Source organism: Aeromonas mytilicola subsp. aquatica (genome assembly GCF_044336385.1).
Classification (GTDB): Bacteria; Pseudomonadota; Gammaproteobacteria; order Enterobacterales; family Aeromonadaceae; genus Aeromonas; species Aeromonas rivipollensis.
In genome coordinates, this window is sequence record NZ_CP172298.1 from 896,194 (window position 1) to 913,290 (window position 17,097).

Here is a 17,097-nt window from a genome sequence, read left to right on the forward strand (position 1 = left end):
GCGATTATCAATTGCGTTAAGGGGGCCGCTTTATTACAGTATCCGCCGCGAGACTGAGCACCATCGCCAGATCATCCAGGGAGAACCGATGAGCATTGCACAACGCATTCATGCGCTGCTGGAACAAGATCCCAGCGCCCATCCTTCCAGCATTGCCACCGAGCTGGCCGTCAGCGAATGGGAGGTGGTGCGCCACCTGCCCGCCGAGCTGATGACGCTGGTGCCGAGCGATCAGGCCGAAGCCCTGCTGGCGGATCTGGCCAGCTGGGGTCAGGTGACCACCATTGTGGAGTCCGACGGCTCCATCTTCGAGGTGAAGGCCCCCTTCCCCAAGGGCAAGACGGCCCGTGGCTACTACAACCTGATGGGTCGGGACGGCGAGATGCACGGTCACCTCAAGCTCGACAACGTGGTCGGCATTGCCCTGGTCAGCAAGCTGTTCATGGGCAAGGAGGGGCACTCCTTCCAGTTCTTCGGCCACAGCGGCCGCTGCATTTTCAAGATCTACCTGGGGCGTGACGAGCAGCGTCAGCTGCTGCCTGACCAGGTGGAGCGTTTCAAGGCCCTGCGCCACCAGTATCAAGAGGAAGTGAAAGCATGAGTGAACGTCAGGAGCGTCTGCAGAACCGCCTGCAACCGGAGATCCGCGAATTTCGTGACGGTTGCCGTACCCTGCAGCTCGCGACCGTGGATGGCGAAGGCAACCCCAATGCCAGCTACGCCCCCTTCGTGCTGCAGGAAGATGGCTACTATGTGCTGATCTCCGAGATAGCCCGCCATGCCCGCAACCTGCAGCAGGTGCCCAAGGTCTCCCTGATGCTGATCGAGGACGAGACCGGCGCCCGTGAACTGTTCGCCCGCAAGCGGCTCACCTTTGACGCCGTGGCCGAGGTGGTGGCGCGGGATGACGAGCGCTGGGGCAAGGCGATAGCGGCGCTGGAAGGGCGTTTTGGCGAGATCGTCAAAGGGCTCTCCAACCTCAAGGACTTCGTGTTGTTTCGCCTCAAGCCCGAGCAGGGGCTGTTCGTCAAGGGCTTCGGCCAGGCGTTCCGGGTCTCCGGTGACGAGCTGGTGGACTTCGTCCACCTGGTGGAGGGGCACAAGCGCGTCGACAACGGCGCCGAGTTGACCAGCGAGACGGACGCACCTGTCTGAGGATCGAGGTCATGAGATGAAAAACGGGCAGCCAGGGCTGCCCGTTTTGTTACCTGTCCCCAAATCGGGATCACTCCTGCCAGGAGGCCTTGTTGGGGAAGGCGTCGCGATCGGCCTGGGTGGCTGTCTCGTTGCACTCCCCCCGGATCTTCCAGGAGGTCTGGCTGAGGACTATGTAGCCGGTGCGGCAATAGTTGCGCGCCGCCAGCGTCTCGGTCAGTTGCTCGTCCTGCAGGGCCTCGCGGCGCTCCAGCAGGCTCTTGCTGTTGCGGCTCAGCCGACTGTCATCCTCCTGCAACCGACTCGGCAGGACGTCGAGGGGAGCGGCTTCGAAGGTGAAGCGCTTGCTCCCCTCTTCGTTGATGTTGGTATGAAACAGGGGGGCCGGGCCGTCGGGCGTGGTGCCCGGCATGCCGGAGCAGGCAGTGATCGCCGGTAACAACAGCACAAGGGCAACGGCAGAGAATAGACGCACGCAAGACTCCAATCAGGTGATCACTTCAAGGCGGGCAGATTAGCACGCCAGCGCGGGTTGAGCCGCCTCGAGCAGCTGATCCGTGGTGAGCAGGGTTATGCTTCTGCCCTCTGGCAGGCTCAGGTGCTGCCACATCCAGTTGTGGTGCTCGATGATCTTCTCGGCGCTCAGGTGGGGACGATCGGCTGTGGTGTGACCATCCTTCAACACCAGCACCTCAAAGCCATGAGCTGCGGCACTGCGTACCGTGGTATCGACGCAAAAATCGGTGTTGCTGCCACAGAGGATCAGCCGGTCGACGGACTGCTCGGCCAACAGGAAGGCCAACTCGGTCTCGAGGAAGCTGTCGCACGCCGTCTTGCGCACCCGGCTGTCCCCCTTGGCGGGTTGCAGCGCCGGGTGAAGTTGCCAGCCCGGGGTACCGGGCTCCAGCTCGTCCCCTGGCAGGTCGTCATGCTGGATGTAGATGACCCGGCCATGATGCTGTCTGACATGGGCCGCGGCCCGGTTGATGTTGGCCAGAACTTGTGGCTGTTGGTGATGGGTCGCTTTCATGACCCCTTGCTGCACATCGATGATCAGTAACACGTCCATATTTTACCCGCCGTATCCTGGAAGATTAGGGTTGCAGCCACTGGCTGCAGTCACGGCTGCGGGATTGATGCAGCGCGCCCATATCTTGCTTCATTTCCTCTGCATTTAGCCAGCGTTCCGGCAGGGGGGCTATGTGCACCCGCACGTCGGCACTCCGTCCGGGGGCGGCCTTGCCATCCTGGGAGCCAGTCTCAGGCACAACAAGGGCGACTTTCAGCGCCGGATTGCGGCTGGCGATGCGGCTCGCGATACCCAGCCCCCCCTCCACGTGGAAGTTGCCGGCGATGTGCATGATGCGCCGGCCGGGATGCTGCTCGAGATAATCGACCATGCTCTCGGCCATGGTGTCGTCCCAGCTGGTCTGGGCGGCGAAGCGGCGGGCATTGCCGTCCGCATCCCCATGATGCATGGAGGCCATGAACTTCTGGCGATAGGGATCCTCTCCCAGGGTGAGCTCGCGGGCGAGCTGGCTGCGGCGGCTGGCGGGCAGTTTGTCGAGCCACTCGGGGCCTTCCTGACCGACACAGCTCACCAGCGGCTTGGGGGCATTGGCGGCGATCACCGTCAGCTGCTGCGCCTTGGCAAATTCCACCAGGGGGCGGTAGTCGCTCGGGTAGTTGGGCCAGGCATGGCCCTCGCGGATCAGCGTGGATTCGCCGATGCGCCCGGCCAGGTAGGCATCCAGCACGGGTTGATCGGCGCGGGTGAACTGCTCCATGGAGAGTACCAGCCCCCGGCCATCGGCGCGCGACATCCCGGCAAGCTCTGCCAGCAGGTTTGCCTGCAGCAGGTGCACGGCCGGGTGGCTGTGGAGCTCGCCCACCAGCACTATGTCGGCATCCCTGACCTTGTCCACCGCCTGGGCGAGGCTGAGGGGCCTGTCGTCCGTCCCCTCGCCAAGCTGGTAGTGATAGAGGGTCTGGGGAGGCTGGTTCTGCGGCGGGGTGGCGCAGGCGGCCAGCAGCAGGGGCAGGGCGAGCAGGGGGAGTCGTCGAGTCATGGCATCTCACTCACAGAGGCAGAGATTGGCAAAGGCACTGCACCATACGATGGCAGCATGGCGAGCAGGAAAAAAGAGGCGCTAGTGTAAAACCGTTTAGAAGCAAAAGAAAATGAGAATGATTCACTTTATTATTGATCTTTGTCGCGGGCTGGGTAAGATGCCGTTCGGTTGATAATGATTCTCAATAAGGACTTTGCAGTGGCGCACAACAACACCCCCTCTCTGATTGCCCTCGCCGTGGCGGCCGGGCTGGTATCCCCTGCTTTCGCCGCAGACAAGAAAACGGATGAAGTCATGGTCGTCAGCGGCTCCCGCATGGAGCAGAAGCTGGAAGACGTCTCCGGCCCCATCGCCGTCATCACCTCGGAGCAGATCGAGGAGCAGGTCGTCAGCAATGTCGCCGATCTGTTCCGTTATGAGCCGGGCGTGAGCGTGCAAGGGGGGGCGGGGGATGCCCAGACCTTCACCATTCGCGGCATGAGCGAGAACCGGGTCAAGGTGGTGCAGGACGGGGTGCGCCAGAACGATGCCTACAAGAACGGCGGTGTGGGCCAGACCTACTTCGACACCGACATGATCAAGCAGGTGGAAGTGGCCAAGGGGCCGGCGTCCGCGGCCTACGGCTCCGATGCCCTGGGGGGCGTCATCGCCATCACCACCAAGGATGCCGGCGACTTCCTCAAGGGGAAGGACAGCTATCTGGACGCGACCACGGGGTATGCCTCCAGCAGCCACCAGAAGATGGCCGGCATCACGGGGGCGCTGCGCACCGGCGAGTTCGAGAACCTGTTGCGCTACACCTGGCGTGATGGCGGTGTGACCCAGAACTACGACAGCGACAAGGACGAGTTTGACATCGTCAGCCAGGCGGTGCTGCTCAAGAGCAAGTGGAACCTCTCCGATGATCAGTTCCTGAAGCTGACGGTCGACTACTTCACCGAGGGGCAGGATCCGGATGCCATCGATCTGACCAAGGCGGGCTCCGTCTTCAATCAGCCGATCACCGACAAGGAGACCGACAACCTCTCCCTGGTGCTGGATCACGGCCTCGCCCTGAACGCCCCCTGGGCGGATCGGGTGGACAGCAAGATTTACTACACCCGTACCAAGCAGACCCTGGATCAGTACGCCTCCTCCAAGTATCCGGTCAATCCGGGCAACCCCTATGTGACCAAGAACTCCCTGGATCACAACGGCTTCGAGCAGGAGAGCCTGGGAGCCCAGGTGAAGTTCAGCAAGGCGCTCGCCAACCAGCGTCTGGCCTGGGGTGTCGAGTATGAGCACACCGACAACGAGCGTACCCGCTTCAAGGGGCCGACCACCCCGGGTGACTTCGTCGGTTACAGCGAGCTGAGCTTCCCCTCCACCACCAGCGAGCGCAGCGCGCTCTGGGCCTTTGACGAGATCAAGTTTGGCGAGCGCTGGGTGCTGACCCCGGGTGCCCGTTACGACTACTACAAGATGACCCCGGACCAGGATCCCGCCTACACCGGCGAGAACATGCAGAAGATCTCCGAAGGGGAGTTCTCGCCCAAGCTGGGGCTGGTGTTCAAGGCACACGAGGCGGCCAACCTGTTCGCTCAGTACAGCCACGGCTTCAAGGCGCCCATGTATGACAACGCCTTCTCCACCCTGAACCATCAGGCCTACGGCTATCGCATCGAGCCGAACCCTAACCTCAAGCCCGAGAGCAGCGACGGCATCGATCTGGGGGTACGCGGCAGCAGTGGCGGCTTCAGCTATGAAGTGGCGACCTTCTACAACCAGTTTGATGACTTCATCGAGCTGACGGCCGTGGGGACCGAAGGGCGCACCGCCATCTATCAGTACCAGAATCTGGACAAGGCAACCACCAAGGGGGCCGAGGTCAAGGCGGACTACTGGCTGAACGAGCTGGTGAACGTCTGGGGCAACCTGGCCTACATAGAGGGCAAGGACGGCGACGGCAACTACATCAACAGCCTGAGCCCGTTCAACGGCAGCCTGGGTGTGCGTCTGGAGCAGCCGAACTGGAACATCAACACCGTACTGCGCTTCGCCGACGACATGGACAAGGTGGGCAAGGACGCCAGAGGCAACGACAACATCAAGAGCGCGGGCTGGGGCGTGGTGGATATCTACGCCCAGTTCAAGCCGATGCAGGATCTGCAGCTCAACGTGGGTGTGTTCAACCTGTTTGACAAGGAGTACGTCAGCTACGAGAGCATCACGGGCCTCGCCGCCACCACGGACACCAGCAACCAGACCGAGCCGGGCCGCAACCTGAGCGCAAGGGTCAAGTACGTGTTCTGATCTTTGCCAACGACGATGATGAAGGGGCCCCAGGGCCCCTTCTCTGTTTCTGGCGGCTCAAACCGGCCCCAAAAAGAAACCCGCCAGGGGCGGGTGTAAGGATTGCAACACTCATCAGGAAGCGGTGTTAACCAATAGACAGGGGGATGTGACAAAGGTTCAACTTTATTGATATTTATCGTTTTTATCTCTTCTTACCCCTGGGGATCCCCGCGCCAAAATCGGTTATCATTTGTGCCCCTTGTCCCGCTGCCGAGCCCCTATGCCCGCCTTCTCCTGGTTAGCCCTGTTCTTTGGCGCCTTCTACTTCGTCTACGGCGCCTATCTGCCGTTCTGGTCCCTGTGGCTCGAGGGCAAAGGGGTGAGCGCCGAGCAGATAGGCTTGCTGCTGGGGGTCGGCATGGCCATCCGCTTTGCCGGCAACCTGATGGTGATGGGACGGGTCAAGGGGGCCGGTCAGTTGCTGCCCGTCACGCGGCTGCTCTGCCTGCTGAGCCTGCTGGCGTTTCTGGGCTTCTACCTCAGCCACAGCCTCTGGTGGCTGGTGCTGCTGACCCTGGTGGCGAACTTCATCTACCCGACTCTGATGCCCATGGGGGAGGCGCTCGCCACCCGCATGGTGGTGCAGACGCACCTCGACTATGGCAAGGTGAGGCTGTGCGGCTCCTTCGCCTTTATCGTCGCCTCCACCCTGGTCGGCGCCCTGGTGAGCAACTTCGGCAGCGACTGGGTGCTGCACACCATGGTGGCGGGACTGCTGGCCATGCTGGCGCTGAGCGTGCTGCCGCTGCGGCCGGTGCCCCAGGAACTCAAGGGGGAGCGGGCTCGGGCCTCCCTGCTCGTTACTCTCAAGTCGGCGCCGGTGCGCCGCTTCCTGCTCATCACCGCCCTGTTGCAGGGCAGTCATGCCGCCTACTACGGCTTCAGCGCCATGTACTGGAAGGGGGCAGGTTACAGCGGCACCCTGATCGGCTACCTGTGGGCCCTGGGGGTGGTGGCGGAGATCGCCGTGTTTGCCGCGGACAAGCGCTTCTTCCACCGCTTCGGGGCCCAGACCCTGTTTCTGGTGGGGGCTGTCGGCTGCGTGGTGCGCTGGGTGTTGCTCGGCGCCTCCACCGAGCTGGCGGTGCTGGTGCTGGGTCAGCTGCTGCACGGGGTCACCTTCTGCATCAGCCACCTCGGCGCCGTGCGCTTCATGACCCGGCAACTGCCCGCCGAGCAGCAGATCCCCACCCAGGCGCTCTATGCGGCGCTCGGCCTCGGCATGACGGTGGCGGCCCTGATGGCGATCTGCGGTGTGCTGTTCGAGCCGCTTGGTGGGGGCATCTTCTTCATCATGGTGCTGGTGGTGCTGCCGGTCTTCGTGCTGCGGCTGCGCGGGGAGCATGAGGGCGCCGCCGCCTGAGCGGGCGCACTTAATGACGGTTGCCCGTCGGCACGCTGAGCCGGCGCGGCGTTCAACACATCTGAACAAGGGAAGAATGTAGATGCACCAAGGATGGCTGCTGATCGGGTTGTCGCTCGCCTATCTGGGCTTGCTGTTCCTCATCGCCTATGTGGCGGACAAGAGCAAGCGCCGCCGGCTCAAGGGCCAGCCCCTGCTCTACAGCCTGTCGCTCGCCGTCTATTGCACCTCCTGGACCTTCTTTGGCACAGTGGGCCAGGCCAGCGAATCCCCCTGGTCGCCGGTGCCCATCTATCTTGGCCCCATGCTGGTGTTCCTGTTCGGCTGGCGCCTGCTGGCCCGCCTCATCCTGGTGGCCAAGCGCGAACACATCACCTCAATCGCCGACTTCATCGCCGCCCGCTATGGCAAGTCCCAGCGTCTGGCCATGGTGATCAGCCTGATCGCCGTCATGGGGATACTTCCCTACCTGGTGCTGCAGCTCAAGGCCATAGTCACAGGGCTGGATCTGCTGATGGCCAACTCGGTGCCGGCGGGGCCCACGGGCAACACGGCCGAGCTGGCCCTCGGCGTCGCCCTGTTGCTGGCGCTGTTCAGCATACTGTTCGGCACCCGCAACCTGGATGCCACCGAACACCATCGCGGCATGGTGGTGGCCATCGCCTTCGAGTCCGTGGTCAAGCTGCTCGCCTTCATGGCGGTGGGGGGCTTCGCGCTCTGGCTCATCATCGCCAGGCCGAGCGAGGCCCGCACCCTGGTGGCCACCGACTTTCTCGATGCGGTGGTGGCGGTCACGCCGGGCAGCCTGCTGGAGCTCGCCATCTATACCCTGGTGGCCATGTGCGCCGTCATCTGCCTGCCGCGCCAGTTCCACGTGACTGTGGTGGAGAACAATCAGGGCCAGGATCTGCACTGGGCGCGCTGGCTGTTCCCGCTCTATCTGTTCCTGATGGGGCTCTTCATCTGGCCGCTGGCGCTGGCGGGCAAGCAGTGGGTGGGGGCCGACATGGCCTCGGATACCTATGTCATCAGCCTGCCCATGTCGCTCGGCTTCGACGGCATGGCGATGCTGGCGTTTCTCGGCGGCACCTCGGCGGCCACCGGCATGGTGATCGTCTGCACCATAGCCCTGGCCATCATGGTCAGCAACGATCTGGTGCTGCCCGTGCTGCTGCGCCGCTTCTGGCAGCAGGGGCGGGATGAACGCCTGATGCGGCTGCTGCTGCAGGTGCGCCGGGGCGCCATTTTGCTGATCCTGCTGGCGGCCTGGGTGCTCTATCTCTGGCTCGGGGACCTCACCAGCCTGTCGCGCATCGGCTACCTGTCGTTCGGCGCCGTGGCCCAGTTCGCACCGGCCCTGCTGCTCGGCCTCTACTGGCGGCACGGCAATCGCAAGGGGGTCTACCTCGGGCTGGCGCTGGGGGTCAGCCTCTGGTTCCTCACCCTGCTGGCCGAAAGCGGCCTGCTGGCGGGCTCGCCCCTGGAGGCGCTGCTGGCGCCCCCTGACTGGCCCGCATTCCGGGAGCTGAGCCTGGGGGCCTGGTGCATCTTCCTGAGCCTCTTGCTCAACCTGCTCGGCTACGTGGCGGGCTCCTTGCTGTCACGGGCGGCGGTGAGCGAGCGGCTGCAGGCCGCCAACTTCGTCGGCAAGCCGAGCCGGGACACCACGGCGCTCTACCAGGCGCGGGTCTCGGTCAAGGAGCTGGAGATGCTGGCGGCCCGCTTCGTCGGCTCGAGCCGGGTCAAGCGCGCCTTCGGTCGCTTCGCCGGCGAGCACGGCGGCACCCTGGCGCCCCAGATGCAGGCGTCGGCCGATCTGATTGCCCATACCGAGCGGTTGCTGGCCGGGGTGTTTGGCACCTCGTCCGCCCGGCTGGTGCTGGCCTCTGCCCTGCAGGGGCGCAACATGCAGCTGGAGGAGATAGCCACCATAGTGGACGAGGCCTCGGACGTGTTCCGCTTCAACCGCGGCCTGCTGCAGGGGGCCATAGAGCACATGGGGCAGGGGATCTCTGTGGTGGACAGGGAGCTCAAGCTGGTGGCCTGGAACCGGCGCTACATAGAGTTGTTCCATTATCCGCACGGGCTCATCCAGGTGGGGCGCTCCATCGAGGAGATCATCCGCTACAACGCCGAGCAGGGGCTCTGCGGCCCAGGGGACATAGAGGCCCAGGTGGCGCGCCGGGTCGCCTTCATGAAGCGGGGCAGCCCCCATGTCTCGGCGCGGGAGCGACCGGATGGCCGGGTGATCGAGATGCAGGGCAATCCCATGCCGGCGGGGGGCTTCGTGATGACCTTCACCGACATCACCCCCTTCCGGGCGGCGGAGCGGGTGCTGCGCGAAGCCAACGAGCACCTGGAGGCGCGGGTGGCCGAGCGTACCCACGAACTCTCAGAACTCAACCGCCAGCTGCTGCTGGTGAACCAGCAGGTGGAGCGGGCTAACCACTCCAAGAGCCGCTTCCTGGCGGCGGTGAGCCACGATCTGACCCAGCCGCTCAACGCGGCCAAGCTGTTTACCTCCTCCCTGCTGGAGATGCTGCCGCAGGGGGGAGGGCAAGGGGAGGAACAGCGAGCGGAGCAGGTCCGCATCGCCCGCCACATCGACGATGCCCTAGGGGCGACCGAGGATCTCATCACGGATCTGCTGGACATCTCGCGCCTCGAGGCGGGCAAGTTCAAGGCCAGGAAGCTCGACTTCGCCCTGAGCGACGTGCTGGGCAACCTCAAGGCGGAATTCGGGGTGCTGGCCCAGGCGGGGGAGATCCAGTTCTCCGTGGTGGAGAGCCGCCTCGCCGTTTACAGCGACGTGCGCCTGCTGCGCCGGGTGTTGCAGAACTTCCTCACCAATGCGTTTCGCTACAACCCGGGCGGCCGGGTGCTGCTCGGCTGCCGTCGACTGGGGGACAAGGTGCGCATCGAGGTGTGGGACAATGGCCCCGGCATACCGCTGGACAAGCAGGAGGCGATCTTTGACGAGTTCTCCCGCCTCGATCACTCCCGCACCGCCAGGGAGCAGGGGCTTGGCCTCGGGCTCGCCATCGCTCGCGGCATCTCCCAGGTGCTGGGTCATCAGCTCTCCCTGCGCAGCTGGCCCGGGGCGGGTTCCGTGTTTGCCATCACCCTCAACCTCGCGACCCGGCCCGTGATGCCGAGTCCGGTGGCGGTGCCCGCCGTGCGGGACAGCCAGCTGGAAGGGGTCAGGATCCTCTGCATCGACAACGAGGAGGAGATCCTCATCGCCATGGCATCCCTGCTGGGACGCTGGGGCTGCGAGGTGCGCTGCGCCCAGAGCCTGGAGCAGGCAGAGGAGATCATAGGGGCTGGCTTCCTGCCCCGGCTGGTGCTCTCCGACTACCATCTGGATGACGGCAAGACGGGGCTGCAGGCGCTGCACATGATCCGGCTGGCCCATGGCAACGGCATCGGCGGCATCATCATCAGCGCGGATCGCAAGAGCGAGCTGCAGACCCAGATCCGCGAGCATGGGTTTGGCTACGTCAGCAAGCCGGTCAAACCCCTCAAGCTGCGGGCATTGATGAACAGCCTGCTGCTGCCAATAGAGTGAGGCAGTTCACAGAATCAGCAAGTGGAATGCAGATGGTGGATCTGGGTTTTAAGCGGTGTATCGCCACTAATGTCGCCACATTCGCGTAATATGGCGGCGTTTTGCATGAATCACCACCCATCGGTGTCATTTCTGCCAGGTGGTGGTGCCCGAAGGCTCATCTATAGTCATTCGGCGATTATTTTTGTCGCAAATCAAGTTGTGCAAAAAGGCAAACCGGACGAAAGTCCGGGACGCAAAGCCTCCGGTCTAAGGGTCAAAGTACCTAGGATAGCGGGGTCACCACAGGTTGTATCGTCCATGGGCCAAGCCATGGTGGCGATGATGTCTGCGTTACCTGGCAGGTTGCGTTGCCTTTTTCGTTGTTAATTCCAATAACGAAATAAGGAAGTTCAAATATGTTAAGTCCAAAACTTTCCCTGCTGGCGCTCCTGGTCGGGGGACTCTGCGCTACCTCCGCCTTCGCCGCTGCCCCGGGCAAACCCACCATAGGTTCGGGCCCCACCAAGTTCGCCATCGTCGAAGTCAATCAGGCTGCCTCTGCCTACAACCAGCTGGTGACAGTCCACAAGGATGGCGCTCCCGTCAGCGTGACCTGGAACCTCTGGTCCGGTGACGTCGGCCAGACCGCCAAGGTGCTGCTCGATGGCCAGGAGGTATGGTCAGGCCCGGCTTCCGCCGCAGGCACCGCCAACTTCAAGGTGACCAAGGGGGGCCGCTATCAGATGCAGGTCGCCCTGTGCAACGCCGACGGCTGCACCCTCTCCGACAAGAAGGAGTTGATGGTCGCCGATACCGACGGCAGCCACCTGGCGCCGCTCAATGCGCCGCTCAAGGAGAACAACAAGCCCTACGCCAACAAGTCCGGCAAGGTGGTGGGGGCCTATTACGTGGAGTGGGGCGTCTATGGCCGCAAGTTCACCGTGGACAAGATCCCGGCCCAGAACCTGACCCATATCCTCTACGGCTTCACCCCCATCTGCGGCGGCAACGGCATCAACGACAGCCTCAAAGAGATCTCAGGTAGCTTCGAGGCGCTGCAGCGCTCCTGTGCCGGTCGTGAGGACTTCAAGGTCTCCATCCACGATCCCTGGGCGGCTGTTCAGATGTCCCAGGGTAACCTCAGCGCCTGGGATGAACCCTACAAGGGCAACTTCGGCAACCTGATGGCCCTGAAGCAAGCCCATCCGGACCTCAAGATCCTGCCGTCGGTCGGGGGCTGGACCCTCTCCGATCCCTTCTACTTCCTGGGGGACAAGACCAAGCGCGACACCTTCGTCGCCTCGGTCAAAGAGTTCCTGCAGACCTGGAAATTCTTCGACGGGGTGGACATCGACTGGGAGTTCCCAGGCGGTCAGGGGGCCAACCCCAGCCTGGGCGGCCCGAGCGATGGCGCCACCTATGTGGTGCTGATGAAGGAGTTGCGGGCCATGCTCGACGAGCTGGAAGCCGAGACCGGCCGCCAGTATGAGCTCACTTCGGCCATCAGCGCCGGCGGTGACAAGATCGCCAAGGTCGATTATCAGGCGGCCCAGCAGTACATGGACCACATCTTCCTGATGAGCTACGACTTCAGCGGCGCCTTCGACCTGACGAATCTGGCCCACCAGACCAACCTCTTCGCCTCCAGCTGGGATCCGGCTACCAAGTACACCACCGACAAGGGCGTCAAGGCGCTGCTGGGTCAGGGGGTGACACCGGGCAAGATAGTGGTGGGGGCGGCCATGTATGGCCGTGGCTGGACCGGAGTGAAGAACTACCAGGCCGGCAATCCCTTCACAGGTACCGCCACCGGGCCGGTCAGCGGCACCTGGGAAAACGGCGTGGTGGATTACCGCGACATCGTCAACAACCGCATGGGCGCAGGCTGGGAGCAGGGCTATGACGAGTCGGCCGAGGCCCCTTATGTGTTCAAGGCCAGCAGCGGCGATCTCATCAGCTTCGACAACGATCGTTCGGTCAAGGCCAAGGGGCAGTACGTTCTGGCGAACCAGCTCGGTGGCCTGTTCGCCTGGGAGATAGATGCGGATAACGGCGACATCCTCAACGCCATGCATGAGGGGCTGGGCCACGGCGAGGGCACACTGCCGCCGGTCAACAAGCCGCCGGTGGCCAATGCCGGCAGCGATCTGAGCGTCACAGGCCCGGCCGAGGTGACCCTCAACGGCGCCGCCTCCCACGATCCGGAAAGCGGCGTGCTGACCTACAGCTGGAAGCAGGTCTCGGGTCCGCAGGCTGGCTTGCTCGATGCCACCCAGGCCAAGGCCCGGGTAGTGCTGGATGCTGCCACAACCGACGTCAATCTGGTGTTCGAGCTGACAGTGACCGACGATCAGGGGCTCTCGGCCAAGGATCAGGTGGTGGTGACCAACAAGGCGCCGCAGCCGAACTTGCCCCCCGTGGTCAGCGTACCGGCCAGTGCGACCGTCGAGTCCGGCAAGCAGGTGACCATCAAGGCCACGGCGTCCGATCCGAACGGTGATGCCCTGAGCTACCAGTGGAGCCTGCCAGCGGGTCTCACCGCCACCGGCCAGGACAGCGCCACCCTGGTGGTCACAGGCCCGAGCGTCACCAGCGACACTGTCTATGACCTGACCCTGATGGTGACAGACGGGGCACTGGACGCCAGCGCCAGCACCCGCCTGACCGTCAAGCCAGCGAGTACAGGTGGCGGCTGCGAGGCAACCGATCCGGATGCGGCCAACTGGCCGGCCTGGAGCGCCGGCACCGTCTACAACACCAATGACAAGGTGAGCCACCAGCAACTGGTGTGGCAGGCCAAGTACTGGACCCAGGGCAACGAGCCAAGCCAGAGCGCCGATCAGTGGAAGCTGGTGAGCCAGGTGCAGCTCGGCTGGAATGCCGCTGTGGCCTACAACGCCGGGGATCTCACCAACCACAACGGACGCAAGTGGAAGGCCCAGTACTGGACCAAGGGCGATGAGCCCGGCAAGGCCGCCGTCTGGGTAGATCAGGGGGCTGCCAGCTGCAACTGATGGTCATAAGGAATGGGGCCTGGGCCCCATTCCTTTCTCCTGTGGCGCTTGGCGGGCTGACCTCAGCTCGGGGCGGATCAACCGCCAGCCATGGCCATCAGCGTCAGCCTTTTCTAAGAAATTAATCATCCCCCTAAAGTTGAAAAAATATTTTCATCTTGAAATCGCTTTCAAGAGAGTGAGTTAGATGGTTGACATCCGCTCTCACGCCGAGCTTAACCCTGCCTTCAGGGGCATTTCTTGATAGAACACCCAGTCAAGATCCCGCTCTGCCATTTGCAGTGACTGCGCCTATGGAGAATAATCGCGACGCACTACTGATTAATTTGTGTATAAGGGCAAACCGGTCGAAAGGCCGGGACGCAAAGCTTCCGGTCTAAGGATCCATGATCTAGGACAGCGGGGCCGCCACAGGTCGTATCGATCTTCTGCCAAGGGAAGACCCTGCCCATCTGCTGGTTGCCTTGTCCTTATCGTATTGACTAATAACGAAAAGGATTATTCGCCATGCAAAGTCCACCCCTCTGTATTGTCGACCACCTTGGTTGGCGCCTCCTTCCTTTATGTCGCCTCTCCCGGCAAATCCGACCTCGGCTGGGGTGAGACCCGGTTCGCCATCACCGGGCTCAACCCGTCCGCTCACGCCCCCGGTCAAGGTGATCGCCGCCAGTGGCGGCAGAGGAGGGGATTGAACTCTGTGTTCATGTCAACGCAATAACAACGACGCGCCTGCCACCTTGGCAGGCGCCAATAATAGGGAAATCACGGAATGCAGATGAAGAAGAACAAGGGATATCTGGCGGTGCAGGGGGGCGTGCTCGCCCTGCTGGCCGTGGGTACCGGTGCCATGGCAGAGTACAACACCGTCACCGGGGAGTGGCGCAAGGATCAGACGCCGCCACGCCTCTACAACCAGCAGGCCTGGGTCAACAACTTCGCCCTGCAACTGCCGCTCGGAGCGACCTTCGCCCCCCAGATGACGGCCTGGGACGAGAACGACGGGGATCTCAGCGGCCGTATCAAACAGGTAGGCAGCGTGAACACCCAGCAGGTCGGCAGCTATCTGGCGAAGTTCGAGGTTAGCGATAATGGTTTACCCAAAGGGGTGGGCTATATGGGGTGGGGTTTTCGCACCACGACCTTCTCGTTGCCCGTCACCGTCTATGATCCCGCCGTGGCCGTGCCGAGTCTGATTCAACCGCTGAGCACCCTCTGGCAGGAGGCCCCTGTCGGCAATGGCCTGCTGAAACAGCGTCCCGGTCAGAGCCTGAGCCGAACGATCCGTATCACCTCAACCGAGCACCCCCTGAGCGGGGGTGAACTGGAGATCACCCTGTTCAGGGTGCAGGAGGGGCTCTGGGGCGGTAACAACCGCCAGTTCAGCCTGCGCCTCACCGACAAGGAGAGCGGCGAACCCGCCTACGAGGGCAGCGTTTTGCTCGGCTCGGGCAAGGTGTTGACCCCGACCGCCCCCATCAAGGTGCGGGCGGATCAAGACTATGAGTTCCGTCTGACCTATGTTTCCGGTCCGAGCGAACAGGGCTTTCGTGCCAACGAGGAGGGGGAGCTCTGGCTGGCGGCTGAGGGGCGGCAGGTGCATGAGGCGAACCCCTATGCCCAGGTGTTGCCCGATCCAGCCAACAAGCTGGCTTTCGACCCGGGCTTAGACTCAGCCATGAAGCAGAAGCTGCTCAGCAGCCAGGGCGTGCCGGAGGCGCTGCTGATCGGCAAGGTGCCGAACCAGCAGGTCGCGCTGAGCTATCGCATTGCCAACCCCGCGCTGGCGAGCCTGCAACTGGTGCAGGGCGAGATCCAGGATCGGCTGCAACTGCAGGGGCTAACAGAAGGAGAGACCTGGCTCGAGATCCTGGCAGATGGCCAGCTGGTGGAGCAGGTGCGGCTGTTTATCACCTCCCCCAAGGCGATCAGCCTCTCCTATAGCTACATCGCCTTCCCTGGTGAGCGCAAGAGCCACCTGTGGGACGACGGTGCCATCATAATGGCGGACATGAGCCGCCGCTTGGCCCCCTACAACATTCGGGTCAACTGGGTGGACAACGGCGTGCTGGTGCACGAGTGGGACAAGAATGGCAATGGTCAGGCTAACGAACCCGATCGCTCGGAGATGGAGGCTCCGTTGAATGAGGGCTGGATCCCGAATGCGGATCAGGTCTTCTCCAACCTCTATGTACTGCGCGGCTACAAGAATGACGCCAAGGCGTGCAGTTACATGGGGAGTGCTTCCTCCATCGGTATGGGAGCCACCGACGGTGCGCCGCGCGTCGGTTATCGATACGCCTGTCCCGGCAACCTCACCGTCCATGGTCAGTCGCTGACCTTGACCCATGAGCTGGGTCACAATCTGGGGCTGTGGCACACAGGGGATGAGGAGCCTTACCGGGCCAGCAACCTGATGACGGCGGGACGGTTCGAGGGGGTTTTCTTCGCTGACCAGTGGCGCACCATGCACCAGACCATAGAGGCCAGAATCGCGGCCGGAGATGCCGGTGTGAGCGAGGTGAATGCCGAGCCAGAGCTGCCGCCACCAGCCACCAATCAGCCACCCCTGGCCAACGCCGGTGGCGATATGCGTACCACGGGCCCGGCCGAGCTGGTGCTCGACGGTTCCGCTTCCCGGGATCCGGAGAACGGTGCCCTGCGTTATCAATGGCGCCAGGTCGGCGGTCCGCAGGCCTCCCTGAGGGATGCGGAGCAGGCACGAGCCAGGCTGAGTCTGGGCACCATCGCTCAGGATACCCAGCTGGCGTTCGAGCTGACCGTCACCGATGAGCAGGGGCAGGCAGGTGTGGACAGCATGGTGGTGACCCACCAGGCACCACCGCCCAACCAGCCACCCGTGCTGGCGGCACTGGCTCCCGCCTCGGTACAGGCGGGCAAACAGGTGAGCATCACCGCCAGCGCCACAGATCCCGATGGGGATGCACTCAGCTACCAATGGACTGTTCCGGCCGGTCTCAGTGCCAGCGGCCAGAACAGCAAGACCCTGGTGGTGACAGGCCCGAACGTCGCCAGCGACACCCTCTATGACCTGACCCTGATGGTGACCGACGGGGCGCTGGACGCCAGCGCCGGCACCCGTCTGACCGTCAGGCCGCTCAGCTCGGGTGGCGGCTGCGAGACAAGCGATCCGGATGCGGCCTACTGGCCAGCCTGGAGCGCCGGCACCGTCTACAACACCAATGACAAGGTGAGCTACAAGCAACTGGTGTGGCAGGCCAAGTACTGGACCCGGGGCAACGAGCCAAGCCAGAGCGCCGATCAGTGGAAGCTGGTGAGCCAGGTGCAGCTTGGCTGGCATGCCGCTGTGGCCTATAGCGCCGGTGAGCTTGCCAACCACAAGGGTCGCAAGTGGCAGGCCCGCTACTGGACCAAGGGCAACGAGCCCGGTACGGCCGACGTCTGGGCCGATCAGGGGGTTGCCACCTGTCACTGATTGTCTGCGGGAGTGGGGCCTGGGCCCCACTCCTTTATCCACGCCGGTGTCAGTCTGCGGTCATGGCGCCGCAGGGCAAGCTGAACCGAATTCGCCGGGTGCAGGACCCGGCAGCCGGCGTCCATGCTGTCACGCTTCCTGCAACAGGGCATGTG

General features: G+C 63.4%; 10 protein-coding genes and 2 riboswitches. Of the genes, 7 read left to right on the top strand and 3 right to left on the bottom strand.

The annotated features are described in order from the left end of the window. Positions 1-88 precede the first annotated feature (88 nt). Positions 89-601, top strand: a complete 513-nt coding sequence (hutX, locus tag ACFWHB_RS04405; protein WP_005329147.1) for a heme utilization cystosolic carrier protein HutX — start codon at positions 89-91, stop codon at positions 599-601. Next, positions 598-1,155, top strand: a complete 558-nt coding sequence (gene hutZ / locus ACFWHB_RS04410) for a heme utilization protein HutZ (RefSeq protein ID WP_139434984.1) — start codon at positions 598-600, stop codon at positions 1,153-1,155. Before hutX ends, hutZ begins: the two co-directional genes overlap by 4 nt. 70 nt (positions 1,156-1,225) lie before the next feature. Here hutZ and ACFWHB_RS04415 read toward each other — a convergent pair whose 3' ends face one another. The 3 genes from ACFWHB_RS04415 to ACFWHB_RS04425 are packed head-to-tail and all read right to left on the bottom strand — an operon-like array spanning position 1,226 to position 3,224. Continuing rightward, the gene (locus ACFWHB_RS04415) at positions 1,226-1,630 is read right to left on the bottom strand and encodes a hypothetical protein (RefSeq protein ID WP_025328092.1); all 405 of its coding nucleotides are present in this window, start codon (positions 1,628-1,630) and stop codon (positions 1,226-1,228) included. 39 nt (positions 1,631-1,669) lie between these two features. After that, entirely contained in the window at positions 1,670-2,224 is a 555-nt protein-coding gene (locus ACFWHB_RS04420; protein WP_106885948.1) for a cysteine hydrolase family protein, read from the bottom strand. Positions 2,225-2,249: 25 nt separating this feature from the next. Further along, positions 2,250-3,224, bottom strand: coding sequence for a ChaN family lipoprotein (locus tag ACFWHB_RS04425; RefSeq protein WP_234568344.1), 975 nt, complete (start codon positions 3,222-3,224; stop codon positions 2,250-2,252). 201 nt (positions 3,225-3,425) lie between these two features. On the opposite strand from ACFWHB_RS04425, the gene ACFWHB_RS04430 reads away from it, so the two are divergent. The 5 genes from ACFWHB_RS04430 (at position 3,426) to ACFWHB_RS04450 (ending at position 16,942) form a co-directional block, all read left to right on the top strand. Then, complete coding sequence (locus ACFWHB_RS04430) at positions 3,426-5,519, top strand: TonB-dependent hemoglobin/transferrin/lactoferrin family receptor (protein WP_395949533.1); 2,094 nt, start codon at positions 3,426-3,428, stop codon at positions 5,517-5,519. Between the two features lie 262 nt (positions 5,520-5,781). Beyond that, complete coding sequence (locus ACFWHB_RS04435) at positions 5,782-6,924, top strand: 3-phenylpropionate MFS transporter (RefSeq protein WP_163157895.1); 1,143 nt, start codon at positions 5,782-5,784, stop codon at positions 6,922-6,924. Positions 6,925-7,006: 82 nt separating this feature from the next. After that, positions 7,007-10,492: a hybrid sensor histidine kinase/response regulator gene (locus tag ACFWHB_RS04440; RefSeq protein WP_395949534.1), complete on the top strand. Its 3,486-nt coding sequence runs from the start codon at positions 7,007-7,009 to the stop codon at positions 10,490-10,492. A 200-nt stretch (positions 10,493-10,692) separates the two neighbouring features. Further along, positions 10,693-10,779: riboswitch (cyclic di-GMP riboswitch) on the top strand. A 111-nt stretch (positions 10,780-10,890) separates the two neighbouring features. Beyond that, the gene (locus tag ACFWHB_RS04445; RefSeq protein WP_395949535.1) at positions 10,891-13,488 is read left to right on the top strand and encodes a glycosyl hydrolase family 18 protein; all 2,598 of its coding nucleotides are present in this window, start codon (positions 10,891-10,893) and stop codon (positions 13,486-13,488) included. A gap of 327 nt (positions 13,489-13,815) precedes the next feature. After that, positions 13,816-13,901, top strand: a riboswitch (cyclic di-GMP riboswitch). A 362-nt stretch (positions 13,902-14,263) separates the two neighbouring features. Then, positions 14,264-16,942, top strand: a complete 2,679-nt coding sequence (locus ACFWHB_RS04450) for a PKD domain-containing protein (protein ID WP_395949536.1) — start codon at positions 14,264-14,266, stop codon at positions 16,940-16,942. Positions 16,943-17,097 lie beyond the last annotated feature (155 nt).

Coding starts and splice junctions, on each gene's coding strand:
- ACFWHB_RS04440 (WP_395949534.1), top strand. CDS start 7,007: ATGCACCAAGGATGGCTGCTGATCGGGTTGTCGCTCGCCTATCTGGGC.
- ACFWHB_RS04450 (WP_395949536.1), top strand. CDS start 14,264: ATGAAGAAGAACAAGGGATATCTGGCGGTGCAGGGGGGCGTGCTCGCC.
- ACFWHB_RS04425 (WP_234568344.1), bottom strand. CDS start 3,224: ATGACTCGACGACTCCCCCTGCTCGCCCTGCCCCTGCTGCTGGCCGCC.
- hutX (WP_005329147.1), top strand. CDS start 89: ATGAGCATTGCACAACGCATTCATGCGCTGCTGGAACAAGATCCCAGC.
- ACFWHB_RS04435 (WP_163157895.1), top strand. CDS start 5,782: ATGCCCGCCTTCTCCTGGTTAGCCCTGTTCTTTGGCGCCTTCTACTTC.
- hutZ (WP_139434984.1), top strand. CDS start 598: ATGAGTGAACGTCAGGAGCGTCTGCAGAACCGCCTGCAACCGGAGATC.
- ACFWHB_RS04445 (WP_395949535.1), top strand. CDS start 10,891: ATGTTAAGTCCAAAACTTTCCCTGCTGGCGCTCCTGGTCGGGGGACTC.
- ACFWHB_RS04420 (WP_106885948.1), bottom strand. CDS start 2,224: ATGGACGTGTTACTGATCATCGATGTGCAGCAAGGGGTCATGAAAGCG.